The sequence below is a fragment of the Blastopirellula sp. J2-11 genome, assembly GCF_024584705.1.
GTDB lineage: Bacteria > Planctomycetota > Planctomycetia > Pirellulales > Pirellulaceae > Blastopirellula.
The window spans coordinates 5,017,683-5,040,848 of the sequence record NZ_CP097384.1; the positions used below are offsets into that span (position 1 = coordinate 5,017,683).

Genomic DNA, 23,166 nt, shown 5'->3' on the forward strand with positions numbered 1-23,166 from the left:
TCAAGTAGCGGTCATTTCCGCGACTTCGGCGGAGATGAGCGTGCCGTCATGAGCCAGACAGCGGTCGCGGCCACTATTTTTAGCGACGTAGAGCGCTTCGTCGGCTCGATTCAAAAGAGAACGCAGATCATCGCCAGGCGCTACTTCCGCTACGCCGCCGCTAATGGTCAGTTGCATTTCATCCTGAATCCGAGCGCCGCACTGCTGGCCGATTTTGGCCCGGGCTCGATGCGAAACCTTCAGCGCTTCGGCTAGTTGCGTCGCCACAAAAATGACGGCGAATTCTTCGCCCCCCAGTCGCGTCACCATATCGGTGGCGCGGACTTCGTTGTAAAGACTTTCGGCGAGGACGCGCAACGTCTTGTCGCCGATGTCATGCCCCCATTGGTCATTGATCTTTTTGAAGTGATCAATGTCAAAAATCGTCAAACAGAAGGGGACGTCGTGTCGCTGATATTCATGAATCCGACGAGCCATTTCTCGTTCGAACGCACGACGATTTCCGATGCCGGTCAACGCGTCTGTCATCGCTTGCGATTGTGCGGTGAGCAAATGCTGCTGGCGCGTGAGCGAATGGCGAATGGCGCGAGTCAACAGCGGCCCGCGCAACTGTTGTTTCGAGAGATACTCTTGTGCGCCGTGGCGAATCGCCTCGAGCGCGTCTTCATCATCGTCATCGGCGGTCAGCACGATAATCGTCGCCGTCGGAGCCGCTTCTCTCAAGCGGGTCACATTCGCCAGACCGCTGCAATCGGGCAGTCCCATGTCAACGATCAGCACGTCGTAGCTGTGGTCATGCGTCGCCGCGATCGCATCGCTGAGCGTGCCCACGCGATCGACCAAAGCCCGAATATCCGAGCAAGTTTCTAGATGAAATTGAATAATTCGGGCATCGGCATCGTTGTCTTCGACCAATAGCAATCGAATAAAATCGTTCATAAGAATCCTCTGCCCCTTAAACAGCGTCGACGGCGACCGAGGTCGAAGCCGATTCTCGAAACGTACTAACGTTTCAAAATTTACGTTAATGCGAGGGAGATTCGCCGTTTTCTCGTCGATTGCCCCTATTCGCATCCCTGAATAGCAACTCGCTTTCGCTACAACCGCTACGAGCCCATTCATTGGAACCAGAATCGCTACGACTGCTACGCCGCGTCGTGAAAGATGATTCCCAAAGTATGTCGGCGACCGGACCGCAATCGACTGACGCCGTGCCGCATCAGGACCGGGTCAAAACCGTTGGCGCTCGGCACGGGACGTTCTCGAACGGGGAAGATGACTCCTTGCCCTAGCTGCAGCGGAACGACCTCGGCTCGCGACTGTTCCGGCGCGCGCTGCTCGGTGATGACAAACTCGCCGCCTTCGAAATCGACGCCGACGCGATTTAAGAGAATCGCAACTTGCAGCGGAAAAACATGCTCGCCATAAACATCCTGGTGCAAGCAATTAAAGTCATCGGTCTCGTAACGCAGCAACAACGGCGTCGGCTTTAACTGGCCAGCTTGATGACAGCGTTCTAAGAATTGGGCGTGCGTTGCGGGAAATTGAACGTCACTTTTCAAAGCGTCGTTCCAACGATTTGCGATCGCAGACAAGCCGGGATAGAGCGTCGATCGCAGTTGGGCAATCCGTGCCGGCAAGGGATCGGCGAAATATTTGTACTCCCCTCGGCCATATCCATGCTGCTCCATGATCACATGCTTGCGAAACAGCGTATCATCCTCGAATGAAGCGATTTGCGCCGTACATTCGTCCGGCGACAACAAATCAACGATCGCACAGCCATAGGCGTCAAGTTGGTCGCCGATGGAAGTCCAATCGAGTTGCAGTCTGTCGGTGGTCATCGTGAATTCGCGCGCGATCCAAGATCATCATAGGTCCGCCGTGCGGACCCTACGATAATTCTACCGCAAGATGTCCTTCACCACGTTGCCGGCGATATCGGTCAAACGAAAGTCTCGGCCTTGGTAGCGATAGGTCAGATCCAAATGATTGACCCCCAACTGATGCAGGATGGTCGCGTTCAGGTCATGGATATGGACCGGGTTCTCGACAACGTTGTAGCCAAATTCGTCGGTCTTCCCGTATTGAATTCCAGAACGAACGCCGCCGCCTGCCATCCAGATAGTGAAGCAGCGCGGATGATGATCGCGACCATAGTCGTCGGCGGTCAACTCACCCTGGCAGTAGGCGGTGCGGCCAAACTCGCCTGCCCAGACGACCAGCGTGTCTTCGAGTAGGCCTCGATTTTTCAAGTCGGTCACCAGCGCTGCGGATGCCTGATCGACATCGCGACATTGACGTGACAAATCGCGCGGCAAATGAAGATGCTGATCCCAACCGCGATGGTACAGCTGAATGAAGCGAACATCCCGCTCCGCCAACCGGCGGGCCAGTAAACAGTTCGCGGCGAACGTCCCCGGCTTCCGCGCCTCATCTCCGTACATCGCGAAGGTTGACTCCGGTTCATCACGAAAGTCGACCAGTTCCGGCGCTGAGGCCTGCATGCGATAGGCGAGTTCATACTGGGCGATGCGGGCCTCGATCTCGGGATCAGGAATCGATTTCGCTTCCAGACGATTCAATTGTGCGACGGCATCGATCATCTGACGTCGGGATTGCCGCGAGACGCCGGCAGGATCGCCCAAGTAGAGGATCGGATCTCCATCGCCGCGAAATTTGCCCCCTTGTTGCTCGGCCGGCAGAAAGGCGCTTCCCCACAACTTGTCGGCCAGCGGTTGCTGATTGCCCAAGCTGCTGCCGCGTGAGATAAGGACGACAAACGCCGGCAAGTCGACGTTTTCGCTTCCCAATCCATAGCTGACCCAGGAACCGAGACTTGGCCGACCTGGCTGTTGCGTGCCGGTCTGCAGCAACGTCATCGCCGGATCGTGATTGATCGCTTCGGTATGCAGCGAATGAATAAAGCAGACGTCATCAGCGATCTTGGCCATGTGCGGCACAACCGAACTAAGCCAGGCGCCGCTTTCCCCATATTGGGCGAAAGGGAACTTGCTGGGAGTCAGCGGGAAGGTGGTTTGATCGGCCGTCATCCCGGTCAGTCGCTGTCCGTCGCGAATCGACGCCGGCAGTTCTTCTCCCTGACGCTCGGTCAGCAACGGCTTGTAGTCGAACAAATCGTGCTGGGATGGCGCGCCCGACTGACAGAGATAAATCACTCGCTTCGCTTTGGCGGCCGATTGTCGCGCCGCGGCTTGCAGCGGCGTTTCCCCCATCGAAACGAGCGCGGCCGCGCCGAGCGCCGAACCGGCCTGGCCGAAAAACATTCGGCGGCTGAGCAAGTGGGCGAGTTGTCGTTGCGGGTCGTGCATTGGTTTAGTTGGCGTGAATCGCCTCGTCCAGATTCATGATCGTACTAACCACCATCGTCATCGCAGCCCGCGGAATCACCGGCAAGTCAGCCACCGGCGATTCGCCGACGGACAGCAGCTCGGTCGCTGCCGATGCGTGAGCTTGATAGTGCGCCAACTGCGTCTGATAGAGCTGTTGCAGCAGCGGCAATTCGTCCTTGGTCGGTCGGCGTGAAATCACGTCGACAAACGCGCCGACGATTTGCTGATCAACATCTTCGCTCGCTTGCATCACCTTCGCAGCCAACACCCGGGCGGCTTCGACAAACGTCGGATCATTCATCAGCACCAGCGCCTGTTGCGGCGTGTTGGTCTGACTGCGAGTCAGCGTGCAGAACTCGCGATTCGGCGCGTCAAACGCCGACAGATTCGGCGGCGGCGAAGATCGCTTCCAGAAAGTGTAGAGACTGCGGCGATACAATCGATCCCCATGATCTTGGGCGTAGCGCTGCGCGGTAAAGTCGCGACCGTACGAGATCGCTTCCCACAGACCAGGCGGCTGATAGGGACGAACGCTCGGTCCTCCCAATTGCTCGTTTAACAGGCCGCTCGACGCCAGCGCGGCGTCACGCAGTTGTTCGGCGGTCAGTCGCATTCGCGGACCGCGGGCGAGCCATTGATTCGTCGGATCAGCCTGCCATTTGGCGGAACTGACCGCACTCGTCTGTCGATAAGTTGCAGACATCACGATCTGCTTCAGCAGCCGTTTAACATCCCAACCGTTATCACGAAAATCGGCGGCCAGATAGTCGAGCAATTCGGGATGCGTCGGCGGTTGGCTCCGCAGGCCAAAGTCTTCCGGCGTAGAGACCAGCGGCAAGCCGAACAACCGTTGCCAATACCGATTCACCGCAACGCGAGCCGTCAACGGCTGACGCTTATCCACTAACCAGTTCGCCAAAGCCAAGCGATCTGGCGTCTCGTCGGTCGAAAGGGGAGGCAAACAAGTCAGGACGTCTGCAGTGACTCGTTCTCCCGGCAGATCGTAGCGACCACGTTGCAAAACATGCGTCGGCCGGCGATCTGCGCGCTCGCGCATCACCATGGTTTCAGGAAAGCTCTCGATCAAGCGTCGGCGCTGGCGAGCCAACGATTCGTGCTGTTCGACTTGATCGGCGTACTTCAGGTCTGATTTGCGCAAGTAGTAGTCGAGCAGCGTCACCTGCTCGGCCTTGCTACGCTGGTCAGACGGTTTGGCCAAGATCTCGCCGATCGGATCTCCCCCGCCGAGACGCTTCGCTTCGAGTCGATCGAGCGCCCGAGCGTAGATCCGCACGTCATCCAACAAGCCCCGAAAACCATCAGACGCGCCGGCTCGTGCGATTTGCAGGCCAGAAACGTCGGGACGCTCGTCGGCGACTTCCATCGAATCGACCAACTTGCTGGGAGTAAGCGGCAGCGCAGCGCCGTCACGAAAGATCGTAACGCTCTTGCCGTCGACCACCAGAGTCACTTGCTGCCATTGGTTCTTCGCGGCGACCTCCGCCGTGTGAAGACGGCGCTCTCTTGTTTCGTAAACCAACGCGCCGTGATCGAGCGAAAGCGTAAAGTCGGGGGACGCCACCAAAATGGTTCGGCTTGAAGTGGTGGGATAGATCCAGAGCCCAATCGAGAACGCATCCCCCAGGAGGATCGGCTTGCTGGGCGTGATCAATGTTCGACCGTCGCACAGCAGCGATTGATCCAACTTGCCCGCCAAAAAGAGCGCTTCCTCGTCATTCTCGCGTTGGATGCGCACCGAGTCATCAGCGCCATCCAAGGAGAAGCGGGCCAGGCTATCCGCTGGTGGTTGCGCAGCGGCGGCGCCTTGTTCGGCCGAAGTTTCCCAAGCGGCCAACGCCGCAGTCGACCGGTCGCGCGTATCCGCTAAGACGGCGTCGAGAGCGCCGATCTGCGCATCCAACTGCGCCAACTGCTGACGCTGCGCCCGCGTCGGACTGATCAACAACGGCGCGGCGTTGCCGCGGCGACCGTCGAGCCCCAGATCGTCAACATTGTTAAAGAAAGCGTAAAGCTGATAGTAGTCGCGCTGCGAAATCGGATCGTACTTGTGATCATGACACTCGGCGCAGGCGAGCGTCAGCCCCAACCAGACAGTCGCGGTCGTGTTGGTTCGATCGGCCGCGTAAAAGTGCAGGTACTCTGCCGGGATGGCGCCCATCTCGTCGTTGATCGGATGATTGCGATTGAATCCAGTCGCCGTAATCTGATCGACGCTGGCGCTGGGCAGCAGATCGCCGGCAAGCTGTTCGATCGTGAACTGATCAAACGGCATGTTGGCGTTATAGGCGTCGATCACCCAATCGCGCCAGCGCCACATGCTGCGGTAACTATCGATGTTGAATCCATGCGTATCGGCGTAACGCGCCAAGTCGAGCCAATGCCGCGCCATCTGCTCTCCGTAATGGGGCGAAGCGAGCAAGCGATCCACTACCCGCTCGTAGGCGTCAGGCTGGTCATCAGCGAGAAAGCGGGCGATCTCTTCCGCCGTCGGCGGAAGACCGGTCAGGGCGAAGCTCACGCGGCGCAGCAGCATCTCACGATCAGCGGGCACGGCCGGCGCAAGATCATGCTCGAGCCACGTCTTCGCGACCAAGCGATCGATTGGCTGATCGCTCCAGCCGGGGTAAGCGGCAGGCAGCGGCGGTTTGGCGATCGGCTGAAACGCCCAATGCCCGCGCCACTGGGCGCCGGTATCGATCCAGCGTTTGATGGTCGTAATCTCGTCGAGCGACAGCGGACCGCCATGCTCAGGAGGAGGCATCTGCACATCCGGTTCGCTCGAAACCAGACGACGATACAGTTCGCTGCCGGCGGCGTCGCCCGGTTGGACGATCGCCGGTTGATCTTTGCGGCGCTGAAAGAGCTGGGCCGGCTGGTCCAATCGCAAGTCGGCCTGACGCTGTTTGGCGTCTGGCCCGTGACACGCGAAACAATGCTGCGTCAGGATCGGCAGCACCTGGGTGCTAAAGTCAGCGCGTACGTCCGCTGGACTGTCGGCCAGGACGTAATTCGTCCCGCACGCCGAAAGGGCGACGAAGGCAAGCTGGAAAAGCGACAGCTTCAACGGCAAACGCACATTTGGGGGAGAGAAGGTTGTGTCACCTTCTATCATATCGCCTGGGGGGAGAAGGCAAATGCGCAAAAAAAGAGCGCGACCGGAGCCGCGCCCTGTTGTAGCGATTTTGCCGACAAAATGTGCCGATTAGCCGAGATTGGTCAAGCGACCGTTCGAATCGCCGAAGCGATCGGTTTTGGCGCCCATGATCTCGAGCATCGACACATAGAGATTGGTCAGCGGCGTATTTTTGTCGTACGTCAGGTGACGATTCGTCTTGATCGCTCCGCCGCCGCGGCCCGCCATGATGATCGGCAGGTCGTCATGGTTATGGCGATCGCCGTCGCCGATGCCGCTGCCATACATCACCATGCAGTTGTCCAGCAGCGTGCCGTCCCCTTCGCGAACCTTCTGCAACTCTTTGACCAGGTAGGCGTATTGCGAGACGTGATAGGCGTCGATCTTGGCGATTTTTTCGAGCTTCTCTTTGTTGCGACCATGATGCGAGAGCCCATGGTGACTATCTGGAACGCCAATATTGTTGTAGGTGCGGTTGCTGCCGGCGTTGGTGAACATGAAGGTCGAAACTCGGGTCATGTCCGTCCGGAAAGCCAGCACCATCATGTCCATCATCAAACGGACATGCTCGCCATAATCGGCCGGAACCCCTTTCGGACGAGGATAGTCAGGCACGTCGACTTCCGTTCCGTCCAGTTTGATCGACTGCTGCACGCGGCGTTCGATCTCGCGTACGGCGTACAGGTATTCGTCCATCTTCCGCTGATCCGCTTGGCCCAGCTTTTGATTCAAGCGTTTCGCATCATCCATCACAAAGTCGAGAATGCTCTTCTTCCGCTTGTGACGCAGCGCGCGGTTTTCGGCCGATTCCTTGGCGTTCTCGTTGCCGAACAAGCGATCGAAAGCGGCCTGCGGGTTGATTTCTTTACCAACGTGCGACGATGAATTGCGCCAGGCCATGTTCGACGTATAAACGCAGCTATAGCCAGAGTCGCACTTGCCGGCTTGGGCGCTCGGTTCGCAGCCAAGTTCGAGCGAAGGAAACTTTGTCGCGAAGCCAATTTGCGACGCGGCGAACTGGTCGACCGAGACGTCATTGCTGATATCGGCGCCATCGGTCTTCTTCGGATGCGATCCGGTCAGAAACGAGGCGACGCTGCGAGCGTGATCGCCGCCGCCGTCACCCAGCGCGAACGCACCGCGGAGGGTGAGCCCGGTGAATGCGGTCATCTCGGACTTGACGTCTTTTAGCGATGATAAAGTGGGAGATAATTGCCAATCGGCGCCTTCGCCTTGGGGGCGCCATTGTTCGACGTTGACGCCGTTCGGAACGTAGAGGAACGCCATGCGCACGGGAGGTTTGCCGGTCGACGCGGCGGCCGAAGCGATCGGCGCCATCTGTTCGAGCCACGGCAGCGCCAGTGCGGCGCCAAAGCCGCGAAGCATCGTACGGCGTGAAATGCTGGTGTTCATGTCGGACTCCCTCTCCGTTATTGCGTACGGCGCTTTTGGAAAGGATCGCTATGGACGATCGCTTTCACTAGCGCGGAGAAACGGTAATCGTTACGTTCCAATTCAGCTTGAATCGCATCGACCGCACACATGTCGTAGTATTCAACACCGCGACCCAATGCGTAGGTCAGCATTTTTTCTGAAAACGTGCGAACGAATTCGTCACGATGATCTTTCAGAATAATCTCTCGCAGCCCTTTGGCGCCTTCAAATTGTACGCCGCCGGGCAACTCTCCCTTGGCGTCGATCTTTTGACCTTCATCTTTGGTGCGGAAAGCGCCGACCGCGTCATAGTTCTCAAGGGAGAACCCAATGGGATCCATTCGCGAATGGCAAGACGCGCAACTTGGATTGGCCATATGCTGAGCCATCCGCTGACGGAGCGTCCCTGTCAACTCTTTTTGCCCTTCCAGGGTCGGCACATCGGCCGGGGGATCTGGCGGCGGCGTTCCCAGAATGTTTTCCAACACCCATTTGCCACGTTTCACCGGAGACGTACGTGTCGGATGGGACGTCACCGTCAAAATACTGGCCTGGGTCAAAAGGCCGCCGCGCCCCTTGTCGGCGAGCGAAACCTTGCGGAATTCGTTCCCTTGGATGTCTTTGACGCCGTAGTGTTTGGCGAGCGATTCGTTGAGGTAGGAATAATCGGCGGCGATCAAATCTAAGATGCTGCGATCATCCTGCATAATCGACGCGACGAAGAGCTCGGTCTCGCGGCGCATGTCTTGCGCCAACTGCGATGTGAACGAGCGAAATTGGCGTCGATCCGGTTTCGCGGATTCCAAATTGCGGAGCTGCAGCCATTGGCCGGCGAAGTTTTCGACCAGGGCCGAACTCTTCGGCGATTTCATCATCCGCTCGATTTGTGGATCCAGCTGCGATCGTAACTTCCCTTCGTAGGCCAGCGTCAGCAACTGTTGGTCAGGTGCGCTGCTCCAGAGGAAATAGGACAATCGCGATGCAAGCTCATACTCGGTAATCGCACGAACCGGCTGTTTGCTTTCATCCATTTCAACCCGGTACAAGAAGTTGGGCGAACAAAGGATGGCGATCACGCCGTCGCGGATCGATTCTTCAAATTTCGCCCCATCGGCCTGCGAACTGCTGACGAGCGCGTACAAGCGATTCACTTCGTCGGCCGTCGCAGGACGGCGGAAGGCGCGGGATGCGAAGCGAGTCAAGATGCGGCGAGCGGCGACTTCGGCGGTGATCCCCTCTTGGCCGGGATAGGCGACGAAGATCACACGATGCGACTCGGGAAAGTCTTCCGGCTTCACCCCAGGCGGTCCAACCAGTTTGACGCTGTTGACCATCAAGTTGCGATCGCGACGCTGCGGATTGGAATTGTTGGGATCGTAAAAGTCATTGGTGAACGAGATCTCAAGCCGATGCTTGCCTTTGCTAAACCGCTTGGTGATCTCGTAGTTCTTTTCTTTGCCCCGTTCCGCGTCGACCGAAAAGTCCTTTTTTTCGTCATCCACTTTGACATGCATGTTGGGCAAATCATCGCCGGCCCGCGTGCCGAAAGCGCGAATTGAAACCTTGTATTCGCCAGGCGTCTCGACATGAAAATCAGTCCCCGCCACGTTGTGCGAAGCGAAGCTGATCCGATCGTCGCTCTTCGAGCCATCCTTCAGCTTGAAGTCTTTCAGCCGGTCGCTGCGAATCAGTCGCTCGGGATCGGTCACAATCGCTTTGTTGGCGATCGTCTCGGCGGCGTCGTAATATTTTTCTAGCAGCAGCGGCGAGAGCGAAAGAACGTCGCCGATATTGTCAAAACCATAACCGACGTCATCCGCCGGAAACTCTTCGGTCGCTTTGAATTCGATCCCCAGCAAGTCACGAATCGTGTTTTCATATTCGACACGGTTCAGACGGCGAATCGTCTCGCGACCGGGATCGACCGGACCATCGCACGAATAGTCGGCCAGCGCGTTGCGAATCCATTCCAGGGTCTGGGTCAATTCTTCCGCCGAGGGCTGCGTTTCCTCTTTGGGCGGCATCGTCCCCGCCGCGAGCATATCGAGCGTCTTTTGCCAGGTCTTGCGACCGCTGGTCATCACCTGCTCCGCCGTATTGAACGAGGCCAGATCAACGCCTGACTCGGCGAAATCACCAGAATGGCAATCGGCGCAATACTTCTTCAGAAACGGTTTGACGTGCTTCTCGAATTCCGCTTGATGACGTGCAGGCTCGGCCCAGAGCGACGAACTAGCCGCTAGCAAGAGCGCAATCGACATGAAGAGCGAAGAAATTCGCAACGGTGGAATCCAATTGAAAGGCGGGAATCAGGCGTGGGAGCTGCGAGAAGCCGGAAGGTAGGCAGGAAAAGGCTTAACTCAGCTGTAGATTATACAAATCGGCGCTTGTTGCGTCCAACAAATATGCCGAATTGCCCATCATTTCCGATTTCCGCGCATCCGACTGCAAAAATGCGCGGGATCAGGCGAACTTTGCGGGAAGTCGCCGCCAAAAGCGGGGGCGACTTTATCCATTGGTTTTCGCCAGCGTTGCTTAGGCGACCGCTTTCTTTTGAATCGTCGAATAAAACTTATCGACCGCTTCCACCACATAGCGCTGTTCGGCGGCGGTCAATTCGGGGAAGATCGGCAGGCTCAGCACTTCCAACGCCGCCTTTTCGGTTTCGACCAAGCTGGCGTGCTCCCCCATGCTGGCGAAACAGGCTTGTTGATGCAGCGGGACCGGATAGTAAATCTCGCTACCAATTTTGTGATCGGCCAAGTGTTTGCGCAACGCGTCACGACGTCCTTGCGGAACCCGGATCGTGTACTGATTCCAGGCATGTTTGTGTTCTGGATATTCGGCCGGCAGGATCACGCACTCATCCATGCCTGCCGTTTGGAACAGTTCGCCGTAGCGAGCCGCGTTTTCACGACGCATGTCGGTCCATTGGGCCAGCTTCGGCATCTTCACCAACAACGTGGCGGCCTGGAACGTATCCAAGCGACTGTTGACGCCGACCACCGAGTGGTAATAGCGGGGCTCCATGCCGTGACCACGATAAAGTCGCAGTTTCGCCGCGAATTCTTCGTCGTTGGTCGTCATCATGCCGCCGTCTCCCATGCCGCCCAAGTTTTTGGTCGGGTAGAAGCTAAAGCAGCCGACATCGCCGATCGAACCGACCGGCTGGCCGTCGTACTCGGCCAAAATCGCCTGGCAAGCATCTTCAATCACCCACAGATCGTGGGCGGCGGCGATCGCGTTGATCGAGGTCATGTCGGCCGCCTGACCAAACAAATGAACCGGGATGATCGCTTTGGTGTTCGGAGTCACAACCGCGGCGATCGCGGCCGGATCGATATTAAACGTGACCGGGTCAATATCAGCGAAGACCGGCTTGGCGCCCAAACGCCAGACGGCGCTAGCCGTAGCGAAGAAGGTGAAGCTAGGGACGATCACTTCGTCGCCGGGGCCGATATCGTAGGCCATCAGCGCCAGCAACAGCGCATCGCTCCCCGAGGCGCAGCTAACGCCGTATTTGGCGTGCGACGCGGCGGCGATCTGCTTTTCCAGTTCAAAGACTTCAGGGCCGAACACAAATCGCCCGGAGTCGAGGACGGTTTCTAGCGCCGCGACAAATTCGGTCTGCAAAGGGGCATTGCCGCGGGCGACATCCAACAGCGGAACCGAGGCGGGACGGCCCGCCGATTCTTGAGCGCTCATCCTTGATTCTCCGTGCTTCCTTACTGCGGCCGCTTATTCGTCCAGTGAACAAGCGGACCTGTCGCGAAAAGCTAGATGGAACCGGACGAAAGGTCAAGATCAAGCAAACGTCTCGCTAGCAAATGCATTTTAAACCGCGGAGGCGAACTCTCGACGGTACTTCGCGATTCCGCCATCGCCGATCGCGTCCTCGTTGTAGACGATCACCATAAACGCCTCGTCGGGCACACCGGCTAGTTCTGAACGGACGTTCCACTGGGACGCCGGCTGAAAACCAAATTTTGGATAGTAGTTGGAATCCCCCAGCACGATGACGAACAACGCGCCCGAGTCACGCAGTTGAGCGAGTCCAGTTTCGATCAGTTGGGCGCCAACGCCGCGGCGCTGCGCTTGCGGTAAGACCGACACCGGCGCAAGTCCCCAACCAGAGACGACGCGTCCCGCTTTTTCGATCGTCGCAGGAGTAAACAATATCTGGCCGGTAATCTGGCCATCCTCTTCGGCGAGAAGTGACAATTGGTCGCAGCCGCTGTCGCGAAGTTGATCGACGATTTCATTTTCGATCGCGGTCGGAAATGCGGCCAGCAGCAATGCGCGAATCGCCGGAACATCGTCCGGCGTTTCAGGGCGAATAATCATCGGGAGAAGGCTCCGAGTTGAGATCGCGGAGATCAGATTTTAATGGTTGCCTGCAATTGATCGTGTAGCTCTGGAGTCGCCGCAGCGACAACGTGAGGGCGATTCCAGTCGAGCGGCTCACCGCCGACGCCGCGGAGGACGCCGCCGGCTTCTTCCACCAACAAAACGCCGGCGGCTACATCCCAAATTTTAACGCTCGACGCCCAGTAGGCGTCAAGATTTCCGGCGGCGACATAGGCAAGATTCAGCGCCGCCGAACCAAGCCGCCGTACTGCCTGACAACGGACCAGGACCTCGATGAACTGTTCGATTTCAGGAGAGTCGCGTTCGATCCCGGGTGCAAAGCTGACGGCGACCAGCGCACCTTCCAGATCGGTGATCTCGCTGACCTGCAACTTTGCGCCATTCAGCGTCGCGCCTTGGCCGCGCTCAGCCGCAAAACATTGGTCATGGACCGGGTCGTAAACGACTCCGACGATCACTTCGCCGTGATGCTGTAAAGCAAGGGATACCGAATAATTTGCTAGCCCATGAACGTAGTTGGTCGTCCCATCCAGGGGATCGGCGATCCAGCGAAATTCGTATTGCGCAGAAGCGGCATTTGCGGGGTCTTCCTCTTCTCCCAAGAATCCGTGTTCGGGAAAATCGCCGAGGACAATTTTCTGGATCGCTTTTTGGGCTTCGATATCGGCCTCGGTAACTAGGTCCGCGCGCCCCTTCTCGCGAACCCGAAATTTCCCTTGCCAGTCGAGCAACACTTGTCCTGCAGCTCGGGCTGCCGTTTCGCAAGTCGTTAAATAATCAGGCATTTGGCTCTCATGGCTCGTGGCTATTTTTGTCGCCTTTGCGGGCTCCGCCAGCGTCAATGATAGAAGATGCGGCCGAATTGCGAACTACCTACCGCCGCGAGATGCGGAGATCGAAAATTTTCGCCCAAGATTTTGGGAACCGAAAGGTGGACAAGTGCGACTACTTTGGTATCATGACGAGTGGAAGAGCAGCCAACTAAGGCATCATAATTTTCATACGCCTCGCCCAATGGGCGCCATTCCGGCCTCTTCTCTGTTCCGGCCCCGTCACTCACCTTGGTGAGCGACGGGGTTTTTTTATTTCCCTCTCCCTATCGATCTCCACCCCCTATGCCCTCCGCATCTACTTGGTCGACGTCGGCTTCTTCAACCTTTGAATATGAAGCCCCTTCCTTGCTGTTGGGAGTCACACTCACGGAACTAGTCGTTGTCGGGCTCTGCGATCTCGACTCAGGTCGCAATCAAACGATAAAGATCGACTTGGGAGACGCGACTCTCTCTGAGTCTTATGTGCGCGAAGATGATCTCGTTTTCACGGGTGAAGATACGCTAGAGTCTCCAGTTCGCACGCAAGTCTATATCCGTGGGCTGCCCGAAGAGTCTGCTTGCGAGCTGATTCTTTCGCGGCAAACGTCATTGTTGGATCATGCGGCGCCGATCGCGCTGCAACTATCGGGGCAGCAGATATTTCGGCTGGCTGCTGGTCATCTGGTCGCCGCGCAGTCGAATCTTGAGCCGCCAGAGGAGTTGGCGCTGGCTCTCTACGTGGATGAGGAGACCGCTTGCTGCGTCTTTTTCTTTCCGGGTGACGCCGATGAAATCGAAGTCGAACAAACGCACCTGACGATCCGCACATGTACCCAATCGCTCGAAAAAGGGGTGATTCGCCGAGTTCGCGTGCGACTTTTCTTTTGCCCGATTTCCGAGCTGGAAACGACGCTGGCGGTGCGATACGCCGATTTCCGCCGGTCCGAGCTACCGCTAACGACTTAGCCCATCCCCCCATCCCCGGTTTTTCTGGGGGATGAAATGTACGTCTCTTTCAGTTACGCTGAGATTTTTGTCTCCCCATTCCTCAGCGAGCCGGCGCACCCATGTCGATCGAGTTGCGAAAACAGCTTTTTGAACAACTAGACCAAATCGTCCTTGTTGATCCCCATTCGCACATCAATCCGCTGAGTGCGGCGTCGACAACGCTGGCCGATATCTTGGGGTATCACTACTACACCGAGCTATCGCATTCGGCCGGCATGCCGAAAGACCAAATCGAAGAGCCAGGTCTCGATCCGAAAGAAAAAGTGCGTCGGTTGGTCGAGAACTTCGGCCCGATCGAAAACACAATCCAATACAGTTGGTTCATCGAGTTCGCTCAGAAGATGTTTGGGTTCGCCGACGATCGTCTGACGACCGACAACTGGGAAGCGCTTTACGACGCCGCCGCCGACAAAATGGCTGGCGACGATTGGGAAGAAACGGTGCTGCGCGAGAGCAAGTTGGAAGGGGTCTTTCTGACCAACGACTTTGACGACGCGCTGGAAGGCTTTGACACGTCGCGTTATATCCCTTGTCTGCGAACCGATGACCTGGTCTTTCATTTATCAAAATTGACGGTTGCTGAGCGACTAGAAAATGCGACCGGCATCTCGGTCAATGGTCGCGCTACGCTGGAAAGCGCCCTCGACAAACTGTTCGATCACTTCGTCAGCAAAAATGCGAAAGCCTGTGCGATCTCGCTGCCGCCTGACTTTGCTCCGCACTTTGTCAGCGAAAGCCGCGCCGACAAAGCGATCCAAAACATTCTGGGAAAAGGGCTGGAAGCCGATCCCAACGATCGCCATGCCGCGGCGAACTTTGTCTTTTGGTCGCTGGCCGAACGTTGCCGTCAACACAAGCTGCCGTTCGATCTGATGATCGGCGTCAATCGCGGCGTCTACGAAACCGGCGTCTATCAAGGGCAAGATCTGTACGACAGCCGCGTGTCACTGATTCAGTATCGCCAACTCTTCAACGCATTCAGTGACGTTACTTTCCCGGTGTCGGTCTTGGCCAGCGTCACCAATCAAGAACTGGTCAGCTATAGCTGGATCTTCCCCAACGTCGTCGCCAACGGTCACTGGTGGTACAGCAACACGCCGGCCTACATCGAGCAAGACCTGGCAGCGCGGCTCGAAGCGATCCCGCAAACCAAGGTGATCGGCTACTACAGCGATATGTACAAGCTGGAATTCGGCATGCCGAAGTTCGCGATGTTCAAACGGATCTTGGCCAAAGTCCTCGCCGAACGCTTTGTGATCGATCGCGGCTGGAGCGAACAGCGTGCTGTTGAACTGGGCCGCATCGTGTTGCGCGGCAACGTCGAAACGATCTTCGGCGTCGGCGGCTAAGAAGAAGAATCGAACACGGCAAGAAGCATCGCGTCTTGCCGACCCATTTACGCCCGATTCTCTCAGGCCCGACGGGCCGTTCTAAAGCAGCCTATAGGGCGCAATCGCTGCAAGCGGCGCAGCCCTAAGTTTGTGGTTCTTTGAATGTGTTGACGTTTGACTGGACGCCCTGATCGTTCTATCCAACGTCCTGTTTCGTCTACTTGCGCGGCCTCTGTCGCGAACAGCCCGGATAGGTATTCTATCGCGGCCAACCATGAAAATAGAGCAACTTCAAAAATGGAGTCGCTCCCTATCTGACAGCCATTTGTCCGTTGACAAACCGCACGCAATCCTGGTCGATTTCAGGTGGAGCGAAGACAACTCAAATCGCGATCCCTCGTCCGCTGAGTAAGTTGACGCGATGGAGGGATACTGCGCGGCGGCGTTTTCTGTTTGCAGCGAGGTGATCTACCCCACCTTCCGACACCGCGACGGAATCCCTCTTCGATCCAACTGGTTGGCCATCACGTCTAAATCACGCAATCCCAGGTGCTTGGATGAAAAAAACGCAGCGATCCAGTCCGGTCCCACCTTTCGAGCGAGAAAACGCCGCGATCCAGTCCGGTCCCACCTTTCGAACGAGAAAATGCCGCGATCCAGTCCGGTCCCACCTTTCGAACGAGAAAATGCAGCGATCCAGTCCGGTCCCACCTTTCGAGCGAGAAAACGCCGCGATCCAGTCCGGTCCCACCTTTCGAACGAGAAAATGCCGCGATCCAGTCCGGTCCCACCTTTCGAACGAGAAAATGCCGCGATCCAGTCCGGTCCAACCTCTCGAGCGAGAAAACGCGGCGATCCAGTCCGGTCCCACCTTTCGGGCGAGAAAACGGGGCAGTCCAGTCCGGCGATAACCAATGGATTTTCCGCTAGTTCGGTCGCAGTGCGCTATACGCGTAGATCAACGTGAAACAAACAAACATCAAAGTCAGCGTGTGATAGCCCAGTTTCAACCACCACTTGGTGAGATGCTCTTTCACGTCGAACACTGCCTGGAGCGGAAGGCGAAGCCCCCAAAAGATCGCGACATACAGACAAAACGAGCGGGCCAGAAAATCTCCGCCGGCTAACTGACCTGCGTTCAGCAGACTGATCAAACCAAAAGCGACGATCGACAGCACGACGTAACCGGCGTAGACCCAGTACATCTGACGATGGAGTTTCGACAGACAGGCCAACTCTTGCTTCCAGTTCAATTGAAACGGTACCTGGGCCGAAGCGATCAGCACGCACAATTGCATCGCACCGACGATTCGCAACAACGTTTCTAGATCAAGATTCATCCGATTTCTTTCAGTGTGAGTAGCATCGGCACGATGATGTTCTCGACAAACGGGCGGTGAAACAGCCAAGTGAGCGGTGTGATCAACACCACCGCGGCGAACATTTTTCCGCGCCAACCGTGATGTAGCGAAACCTGTTTTCCCCAGCGACTACGCTCGAGCAAGATCGCACAGCCTTGCAATAAAAAATAAGCGGTGGGCCAGCCATATCCGTCGCCGGCTGGATACGAAATCACAAAGTCATGCACGACGCCGCTAAACGCAAAGCCCAGCATGACGGCCCACTGCGGACCCAAGCGAGCAGCCAATGGACGGAACAAAAAACGATGCGTCAGATCACGGAAGGCGATGTTCCAGCGTCGGCCCCAAAAGTCTGAGATCGAAGTCGCCGCCAAGGGAGCGTTCATCAGCCGCGGCGCATCAACGCCGCGACTTCGCCACCAACAGGAGAGCCCATGAAATAGTCCAAAGTGGAGCGAGAAAATTAGCCCCAACATTCCGAGCCATCCAACTGCCAGCGGCGGCAACCGGTCTGACCAGGCGATCGCGGCAACCAATAGCGTTCCGCCGAACACCGTTTTGAGCGCGGCGAAGAACCATTCACTTTTCTGAGGAACGGCGATCGGCGATTGGGTTTCAAGCCTCAAAAATGCTGGTGCGTCGAGTCCCGGCCAGGCCAACCAATAGGCGAGATTGCGTCCCATGGTCGACGGGACCGAAGTGGTGCTGTACGCGAGCCACTTGCAGCCCAGATAAATACTCACCGCCAGCAGCCACATCAGCAGCCAACCCGACAGTTGTGGGGGCGCCAAAACGGTGATCAGCGCCGGCAATAGCGGCAACAGGCTGACGCGCCATCCCCAACGTGTCGTATCGCCCGAAGCTGGCGAGCTCTGGCGAATTGGGTTAGCGGAGATGGTCATCGGACGTTCGGTCACGGAGTCAGGGGAAGTCATTCTGCTGTTAACAACCGCAAGCATGGCGTTGGTGGTAACAAGTCATCCCCCGCAAATTGCCGTCCTGCGACGCCGCTTAAGTTTGTAGAATGCTCCCTACTCCTGCGGAATACCGCAGGAATTTGCCCATTGCATCCATGGGGTGCAATGATTGGAGGATTGATAGCAACATTACCCAACGGAAGCCCCGTTGCTTTCGTACAGCAGGTAGCGGCTGGAACCTGCGGTACAACCGGGCAATCTCGGTGGTTGCTGCAACTTCCAAAAATCGAAAATTCACTCACCACGCGTCCGGTTCTGTAGGGAGCTCCGAACGATTGCGGCTGGCGCTCCCATGAATACGGCAGAAACTCCCGATCTTCCGCGAAGAAAACCCAACCTTGCTGCATCCAACAGGGTGAAAGAGGACACGTTTCCGTCGGGAATCGATCCTCTGGCCGAAATCGCAGCGGCTTGCCGGCAAGGAAACATGGCGGCTCGGCGTCAGTTGTATGACGCTTGTGGTCAACATGTATACCGCGTAGCAGCTCGCGTCGCAGGCGAACAAGACGCCGCCGACGTGACGCAGCAGGTTTTCTTGCAGGCGTTCCGCTCGATCGACAAATTTGATGGTCGGTCGCGGGTCGAAACATGGCTCCACCGAATCGCCGTTAACGAGGCGCTGCAACATCTGCGGCGCAATCGTCGACATAAGCACAGCGATCTCGACTGGGAACCGATGGATCAGGTCGACTCGGGCCGGCAGACCGAACAAAAAGAGGCGCTCGAGCAAGCGTTGGCGAATATCGATCCCGAATTAAAATCGATATTTCTGCTGCGTGAGGTCGAGGACTATTCGTACCACGATATCGCGGAGTCGCTGCACATTCCGGAAGGAACGGTCGGGTCTCGGCTCAATCGTGCGCGGCGCGATTTGAAGCAACAGCTTCAAGAAATGGGTTTTTCCCCTACCTAAACGAACTTGAGCCGAAAAGGCGGATCGGCTCCCGCAACAGAGATGAAACGCGAAATGGATTGCACTGAAGCACGAGAACGTTTGTCCGACTATTTCGACGGCGAAATGCCGGCCGAACAACAACAAGCGATGACCGACCATCTGGCCGACTGCGAATCTTGCGCACTGGAGTTGGCCGACTATGAAGATCTTTCGGCGTTGACCGCGTCGCTCGATCATCCGCTGCCGCCAGCGGGTCTATGGGGTGAAATTGAATCGCAACTGCAAACGGAGGACTCACTGTCGCCAGAAAGTTTGGCTACCGCGCAGCCCTTTCGTTGGACGACAGGGCGCTACGTGCCGTTGGTGATGGCGCTGGCGGCCAGCGTGGTGTTTGCAATCGGCTGGTTTGGCTATCAATCCAATCTCCGCACGATCGGCAATCTGGCGATTGCTACGGTGTTTGATCAATACTTCGACACGCTGCATCAAGACCCCGTCGCCGCTCAGCAGATTTTGTTGACGAAATACGAAGGGCAAACGGTCGACGCTGAACACGCCGTTCATTTGGTCGGATATCGCCCGGCTGTCGCCGATGGCGTTCCAGAAGGTTATTCCCTGCACACGACCAACGTCATCAAGATGCCGCAAGGGGATTGCGTCCACACTCAATTTCAACGTGCCGACGGAAGTACCTTGGCGATCTTCGAGCATGATGGAGAGCGGCCCGCCTGGTTTGGCAAACGCGCGGCGACTCAAGCCGTACACGGCGAAAGGAAGCTGAATGTGGTCGATCTCGACCAGCGCGTCGCGGCGACATGGCGCGAAGGGGATCGACATCTGACCGTCGTGGGCGCCCATAATGCGGAAGAACTAGGGCAATTGGCCGGCTGGTTCGGCAAGCGAACCAATCTGCTGCGGGAGTAGTGGACACCTTAACGAGCAATCGTCAAGACCAGCGATTGCGGCGCTTTCGGCCCCATCTTCCAGGCATACTTACGCCAGCGTCGCTCCAGATCTTCAATCCCCTCGATCTGATAGATATCGCGGAGTGCGCGATCATAACCGCGTTCGATCGCCGCTTCGGCAAAGTCAATCAAATTGGCAGGTTCGCCCTGGTCGGCCAAAAAGTGGACCAACGACAAACTCTGGCCGTAAAATGCGGGTACTTGTTTCGCGGAGGTGAACTGTTCGAGACGAAGTAGTTGGACGACCCGCAACGCTTCGCCGGTGCGAAGCGCATTGTGACAATCTCGGTGATGGAGCGTTCGTTTCTCGGGCGAATCGGCCATCGTCGCGATTCCTTCGTCTAACCAACGAGGCGGACGCCCGTCGTCAAAGCGATCGGCCAAGACCACATGCGTCAGCTCGTGAGGCAAGGCGCTGGCCCCTTTCTGAACGTCGTAGAGCAAATCGATGCGGCGACTAACGATTTTTCCGCCGCTCGCTTGAATCAAGCTGCTGCCAGAAGTCTGAGCGGCGCCGCGCCCTACGGCCGTTTGGTAACTGGACTTAGTCGAGTGCACGAAAACCTGGCAACGGGGACTCCAATCACGCCGATCCGCGGCGGTGAACCAAACCTGCTGCAAGTCGGCACGTAGCGATTCGCATCGCTGCAGCAATTGCACGGCGCTGGGACCGCCGACAAACGTGCGAATCTGAAAATTGTCAGACTCGATATCCCAGGCGGACGCTTGTGCTGAGTCAGCCAGAGAGGCGACTGCGACCAGACCGAGGATCGCGAAAAACCGGCATAAACAAAACAGCATGCGATCGTATCCGTCCGAGAAGTTCCAGAGAAAGGAGAAGCAATTTCACTTCTTCGCGTCATCCGCGACGCGTCCTCGACTCGTGAGACTCTCCCTAAGGTCAAATTGCATGCCCAAGCTCAAAAAATCGCCTACGGATAGTCGCAGCAGACAACTTAACCCTTTATATACAGGTCACTTACAGGCTTTTGCATCAAGCCGACATCCCAAGCATTGCGTCGTCCAATGCACCGGTTGTGAGCAGCTCTGCTAACGATCTGGGCATGCGTTTCGGGGAAGTCTGAACCGGGGGAGAGAACCCCTCGGAGGCAAAATATCTGGAGACGCCGTGAAGAAACGAGAAGGTCATCGCATCTGACTTAGTAATGGATCGATGACCGCGACATGTGGCGCAGCCGAAATGAGAATCGATTCAACATTCGAGTTTTTGATTGGAGGAGGTGTGCGATGAAAAAGATGTTTTTAATGGCCCTGACGGTTGCGATGATGGCTGGATTGTCGGCAACTACCGCATTTGCACAACGCGATGCGGGCGCCAAAGTTCGTGGTGACTTCGGTCACGGGTTCTGGCATCACAACTCGACGATGATGTCCCGAGCAACTTTCAATTACCAAGCCGCTCCGGTGTTGGAAAGCAACCGCAGCTTCTCGTATGAACCGACGACCAACGCTCCAGCCCCAAAACCAACAGTCCAAACGGACAATACCGCGAAGGCGACGAACCCAGCTCCCGTCGTCAACAACCGTACGACGCGGCGATTCTCGTACGAACCAACCCCGATGGTTCGCTCGTACAACTCGGTCCAAAGCCACAAGAGCCCGTGGCAGTACCCGAAGACCGACCCGCGTCGTTACCACCACTAAACGGAGGCACCCCTCCGCTCTCGTGAGCTTTTTCACGAGACGAAGTCGACGCATGGTCGCCCATCCTCCAGCCGGGCGATTATGCGTCGTTTTTCGCTTCTTGCCGCCCAAACCGGAGTCGATGGCCAAGTTTCTATCGAGAAAAACGTCGCCGCAAGCCTTTTCAGGAAAAGGCGTTACAACGAATTGTTAGCAGTCGCACGATCACGGGAAAAGATTTTTGGAAAATATAACCGTAGCGTGTGAACCAATCCGACGAAGTATCGTCTTACTGGTGTGCCAAGTTGACTGCACGTTGTGGTCAGAGAACCGACTTCGGTAATTATTTCACAAAGTTGCTGTTGTTCCGGCGGCACGTTATATTTCAATGTTCCCCACCAGGGTAGGTCGGGGAAAGAACTTCTATTCACTCTCTCACTGCGCAAACCGCGTAGGAGGAACTCACAATGCGTAACGACATTATCAACATCCGCGAAAACATTGTTGTCGCTGCAGTCGCCCGCGTCGCCGTGGTCGCCGTTGATGTCGCTCGTGAAGGTTTCTCCACGTGTATGCGCCTCTATGGTCACGCCATGACGCATCTGACCCCGCCCACAAAACAGGGCGGCGGTATGAAACCGTCATGGCTCGGCGGCGAGAGTTGGCTACTAGGTTCATTGCAACCAAGCCAACTACAGCCGGCGTTTCGTTGGGGATCCGTGCGACCAGAAGTGTCGCCGGCCTGGATAGGCAGAAGCTAAGACGCATCCGCGTCAGACAATTCGTCTCGCTTCTCGTCTGCAAGGCTCGCCCCGACGGCGCCTGAGCTAGTCGCTCTCGGCTCGCGTTGAAAGCAACCTATGGGTCTGTTTTCGCGCTCTCCGAAACGCCTCTTGCTCTTTGGCCGAACCGCGGTCGCACGCACCTTCGCCTGCCGCCGCCTCTGCGTCCTCAGCAGTTCCGTACAAAACCATACGAGAGAGAGTTTCCGATGACTGACTACACGCAACTCGACGAAAAAGAGCGGATGATCACCCTGGTCGCGGCTTCGCAAACCGGCGACCGTGACGCGTTCGGCCAGTTGGTCGAGCAGTTCCAGGGAGTCGTCTTCGCGATCGCCCTGAAGCGACTGCGGGACTACGCCGAGGCGCAAGAGCTGTGTCAGGACGTATTCATCCAAGCGATGCAGAAGATCGATCAACTGCGTGAGCCGGCGGCGTTCCCCGGTTGGCTGCGGTCGATCACCGTTCGCATGGCGATCAACCGCGCCGTGCGACGTCCTCCTGACATCGCGACCGAGCCGGATACCCTGGCGGCGACTTGCGTCGATCGCCGGACTCCGCTCCACGCGTTGATCGACGGCGAACGCGCCGAGACGCTGCACTCGGGCCTGGCCCAGCTGCGTGATCTCGACCGCGAAACGCTGCGAGCGTTTTACGTCGAAGGTCAGTCGCTGCGTGAGATGAGCGACGAGTTTGATGCGCCGATCGGCACCATCAAGCGTCGTCTGCACGTCGCTCGTAAGCGTCTGGCCAAGGAGATGGAAGATCAGATCGCCGTCTAACGACGATCGTTCGACCTGACGACGTTGGCAAAGAGAAACCGCCTGAGATGCGATCCGCACTCAGGCGGTTTTGTTGTTTCTTTTCGGCCCAATCACCAGCGTCACTCGTCAATATCGTTTGTCGTTAATTGATCTTGGCTCGGCCCTCGAATACGAAGAACTCTGACTTCCTCGCCGACAATCGTAAAGACCATTCGATAAACTCGGCCCTTTCGGGTCTTGAAAAGCGCTTATCTGATTTCGAAATCAAACGAAGCGTTTTCCTCGGCAAGCGACAACTCATCCGCAACTTGGGATATT

General features: G+C 57.0%; 19 protein-coding genes. 7 read left to right on the plus strand and 12 right to left on the minus strand.

Features of this window, described 5'->3' with window-relative positions; genetic code table 11:
• From M4951_RS19785 to M4951_RS19825, 9 genes are all read right to left on the minus strand, one after another.
• Positions 1–939, minus strand: coding sequence for a diguanylate cyclase (locus M4951_RS19785; RefSeq protein ID WP_262023355.1), 939 nt, complete (start codon positions 937–939; stop codon positions 1–3).
• 206 nt (positions 940–1,145) lie between these two features.
• The gene (locus tag M4951_RS19790; RefSeq protein WP_262023356.1) at positions 1,146–1,844 is read right to left on the minus strand and encodes a 2OG-Fe(II) oxygenase; all 699 of its coding nucleotides are present in this window, start codon (positions 1,842–1,844) and stop codon (positions 1,146–1,148) included.
• 60 nt (positions 1,845–1,904) lie between these two features.
• Positions 1,905–3,332, minus strand: coding sequence for a DUF1501 domain-containing protein (locus M4951_RS19795; RefSeq protein ID WP_262023357.1), 1,428 nt, complete (start codon positions 3,330–3,332; stop codon positions 1,905–1,907).
• A gap of 4 nt (positions 3,333–3,336) precedes the next feature.
• Positions 3,337–6,438, minus strand: a complete 3,102-nt coding sequence (locus M4951_RS19800) for a DUF1553 domain-containing protein (protein WP_262023358.1) — start codon at positions 6,436–6,438, stop codon at positions 3,337–3,339.
• Between the two features lie 138 nt (positions 6,439–6,576).
• The gene (locus M4951_RS19805; protein ID WP_262023359.1) at positions 6,577–7,920 is read right to left on the minus strand and encodes a DUF1552 domain-containing protein; all 1,344 of its coding nucleotides are present in this window, start codon (positions 7,918–7,920) and stop codon (positions 6,577–6,579) included.
• 17 nt (positions 7,921–7,937) lie between these two features.
• Complete coding sequence (locus M4951_RS19810; RefSeq protein ID WP_262023360.1) at positions 7,938–10,223, minus strand: DUF1592 domain-containing protein; 2,286 nt, start codon at positions 10,221–10,223, stop codon at positions 7,938–7,940.
• A gap of 253 nt (positions 10,224–10,476) precedes the next feature.
• The gene (locus tag M4951_RS19815; protein WP_262023361.1) at positions 10,477–11,646 is read right to left on the minus strand and encodes a DegT/DnrJ/EryC1/StrS family aminotransferase; all 1,170 of its coding nucleotides are present in this window, start codon (positions 11,644–11,646) and stop codon (positions 10,477–10,479) included.
• Between the two features lie 129 nt (positions 11,647–11,775).
• Positions 11,776–12,285 carry a GNAT family N-acetyltransferase gene (locus M4951_RS19820; RefSeq protein WP_262023362.1) on the minus strand — a complete coding sequence of 170 codons (510 nt, stop codon included), beginning with the start codon at positions 12,283–12,285 and terminating at the stop codon, positions 11,776–11,778.
• Positions 12,286–12,317: 32 nt separating this feature from the next.
• Positions 12,318–13,094 carry an inositol monophosphatase family protein gene (locus M4951_RS19825; protein ID WP_262023363.1) on the minus strand — a complete coding sequence of 259 codons (777 nt, stop codon included), beginning with the start codon at positions 13,092–13,094 and terminating at the stop codon, positions 12,318–12,320.
• 330 nt (positions 13,095–13,424) lie between these two features.
• Between M4951_RS19825 and M4951_RS19830 the strand changes: the two genes are divergently transcribed.
• Both M4951_RS19830 and M4951_RS19835 read left to right on the plus strand, forming a co-directional pair.
• Positions 13,425–14,087: a hypothetical protein gene (locus M4951_RS19830; protein WP_262023364.1), complete on the plus strand. Its 663-nt coding sequence runs from the start codon at positions 13,425–13,427 to the stop codon at positions 14,085–14,087.
• Between the two features lie 101 nt (positions 14,088–14,188).
• A complete protein-coding gene (locus M4951_RS19835) occupies positions 14,189–15,478 on the plus strand; it encodes a glucuronate isomerase (protein ID WP_262023365.1) in 1,290 nt (429 codons plus the stop codon).
• A gap of 908 nt (positions 15,479–16,386) precedes the next feature.
• Here M4951_RS19835 and M4951_RS19840 read toward each other — a convergent pair.
• Both M4951_RS19840 and M4951_RS19845 read right to left on the minus strand, forming a co-directional pair.
• Positions 16,387–16,800, minus strand: coding sequence for a hypothetical protein (locus M4951_RS19840; RefSeq protein WP_262023366.1), 414 nt, complete (start codon positions 16,798–16,800; stop codon positions 16,387–16,389).
• Positions 16,797–17,723 (minus strand): wax synthase family protein, encoded by a 927-nt coding sequence (locus tag M4951_RS19845; RefSeq protein WP_262023367.1) that lies wholly within the window; start codon positions 17,721–17,723, stop codon positions 16,797–16,799. The genes M4951_RS19840 and M4951_RS19845 overlap by 4 nt, the downstream gene beginning before the upstream one ends.
• A 367-nt stretch (positions 17,724–18,090) precedes the next feature.
• Here M4951_RS19845 and M4951_RS19850 point away from each other — a divergent pair, with 367 nt between their 5' ends.
• Positions 18,091–18,711, plus strand: coding sequence for an RNA polymerase sigma factor (locus M4951_RS19850; protein WP_262023368.1), 621 nt, complete (start codon positions 18,091–18,093; stop codon positions 18,709–18,711).
• A 54-nt stretch (positions 18,712–18,765) separates the two neighbouring features.
• Complete coding sequence (locus M4951_RS19855) at positions 18,766–19,617, plus strand: anti-sigma factor (protein ID WP_262023369.1); 852 nt, start codon at positions 18,766–18,768, stop codon at positions 19,615–19,617.
• 8 nt (positions 19,618–19,625) lie between these two features.
• On the opposite strand, the gene M4951_RS19860 is transcribed toward M4951_RS19855, so the two are convergent.
• Positions 19,626–20,459, minus strand: coding sequence for a peptidase MA family metallohydrolase (locus tag M4951_RS19860; protein ID WP_262023370.1), 834 nt, complete (start codon positions 20,457–20,459; stop codon positions 19,626–19,628).
• A 447-nt stretch (positions 20,460–20,906) separates the two neighbouring features.
• Here M4951_RS19860 and M4951_RS19865 point away from each other — a divergent pair, with 447 nt between their 5' ends.
• The 3 genes from M4951_RS19865 (at position 20,907) to M4951_RS19875 (ending at position 22,866) form a co-directional block, all read left to right on the plus strand.
• Complete coding sequence (locus M4951_RS19865) at positions 20,907–21,323, plus strand: hypothetical protein (protein ID WP_262023371.1); 417 nt, start codon at positions 20,907–20,909, stop codon at positions 21,321–21,323.
• Positions 21,324–21,769: 446 nt separating this feature from the next.
• Positions 21,770–22,063, plus strand: coding sequence for a hypothetical protein (locus M4951_RS19870; RefSeq protein ID WP_262023372.1), 294 nt, complete (start codon positions 21,770–21,772; stop codon positions 22,061–22,063).
• Between the two features lie 230 nt (positions 22,064–22,293).
• Positions 22,294–22,866 (plus strand): RNA polymerase sigma factor, encoded by a 573-nt coding sequence (locus tag M4951_RS19875; protein WP_262023373.1) that lies wholly within the window; start codon positions 22,294–22,296, stop codon positions 22,864–22,866.
• Positions 22,867–23,166 lie beyond the last annotated feature (300 nt).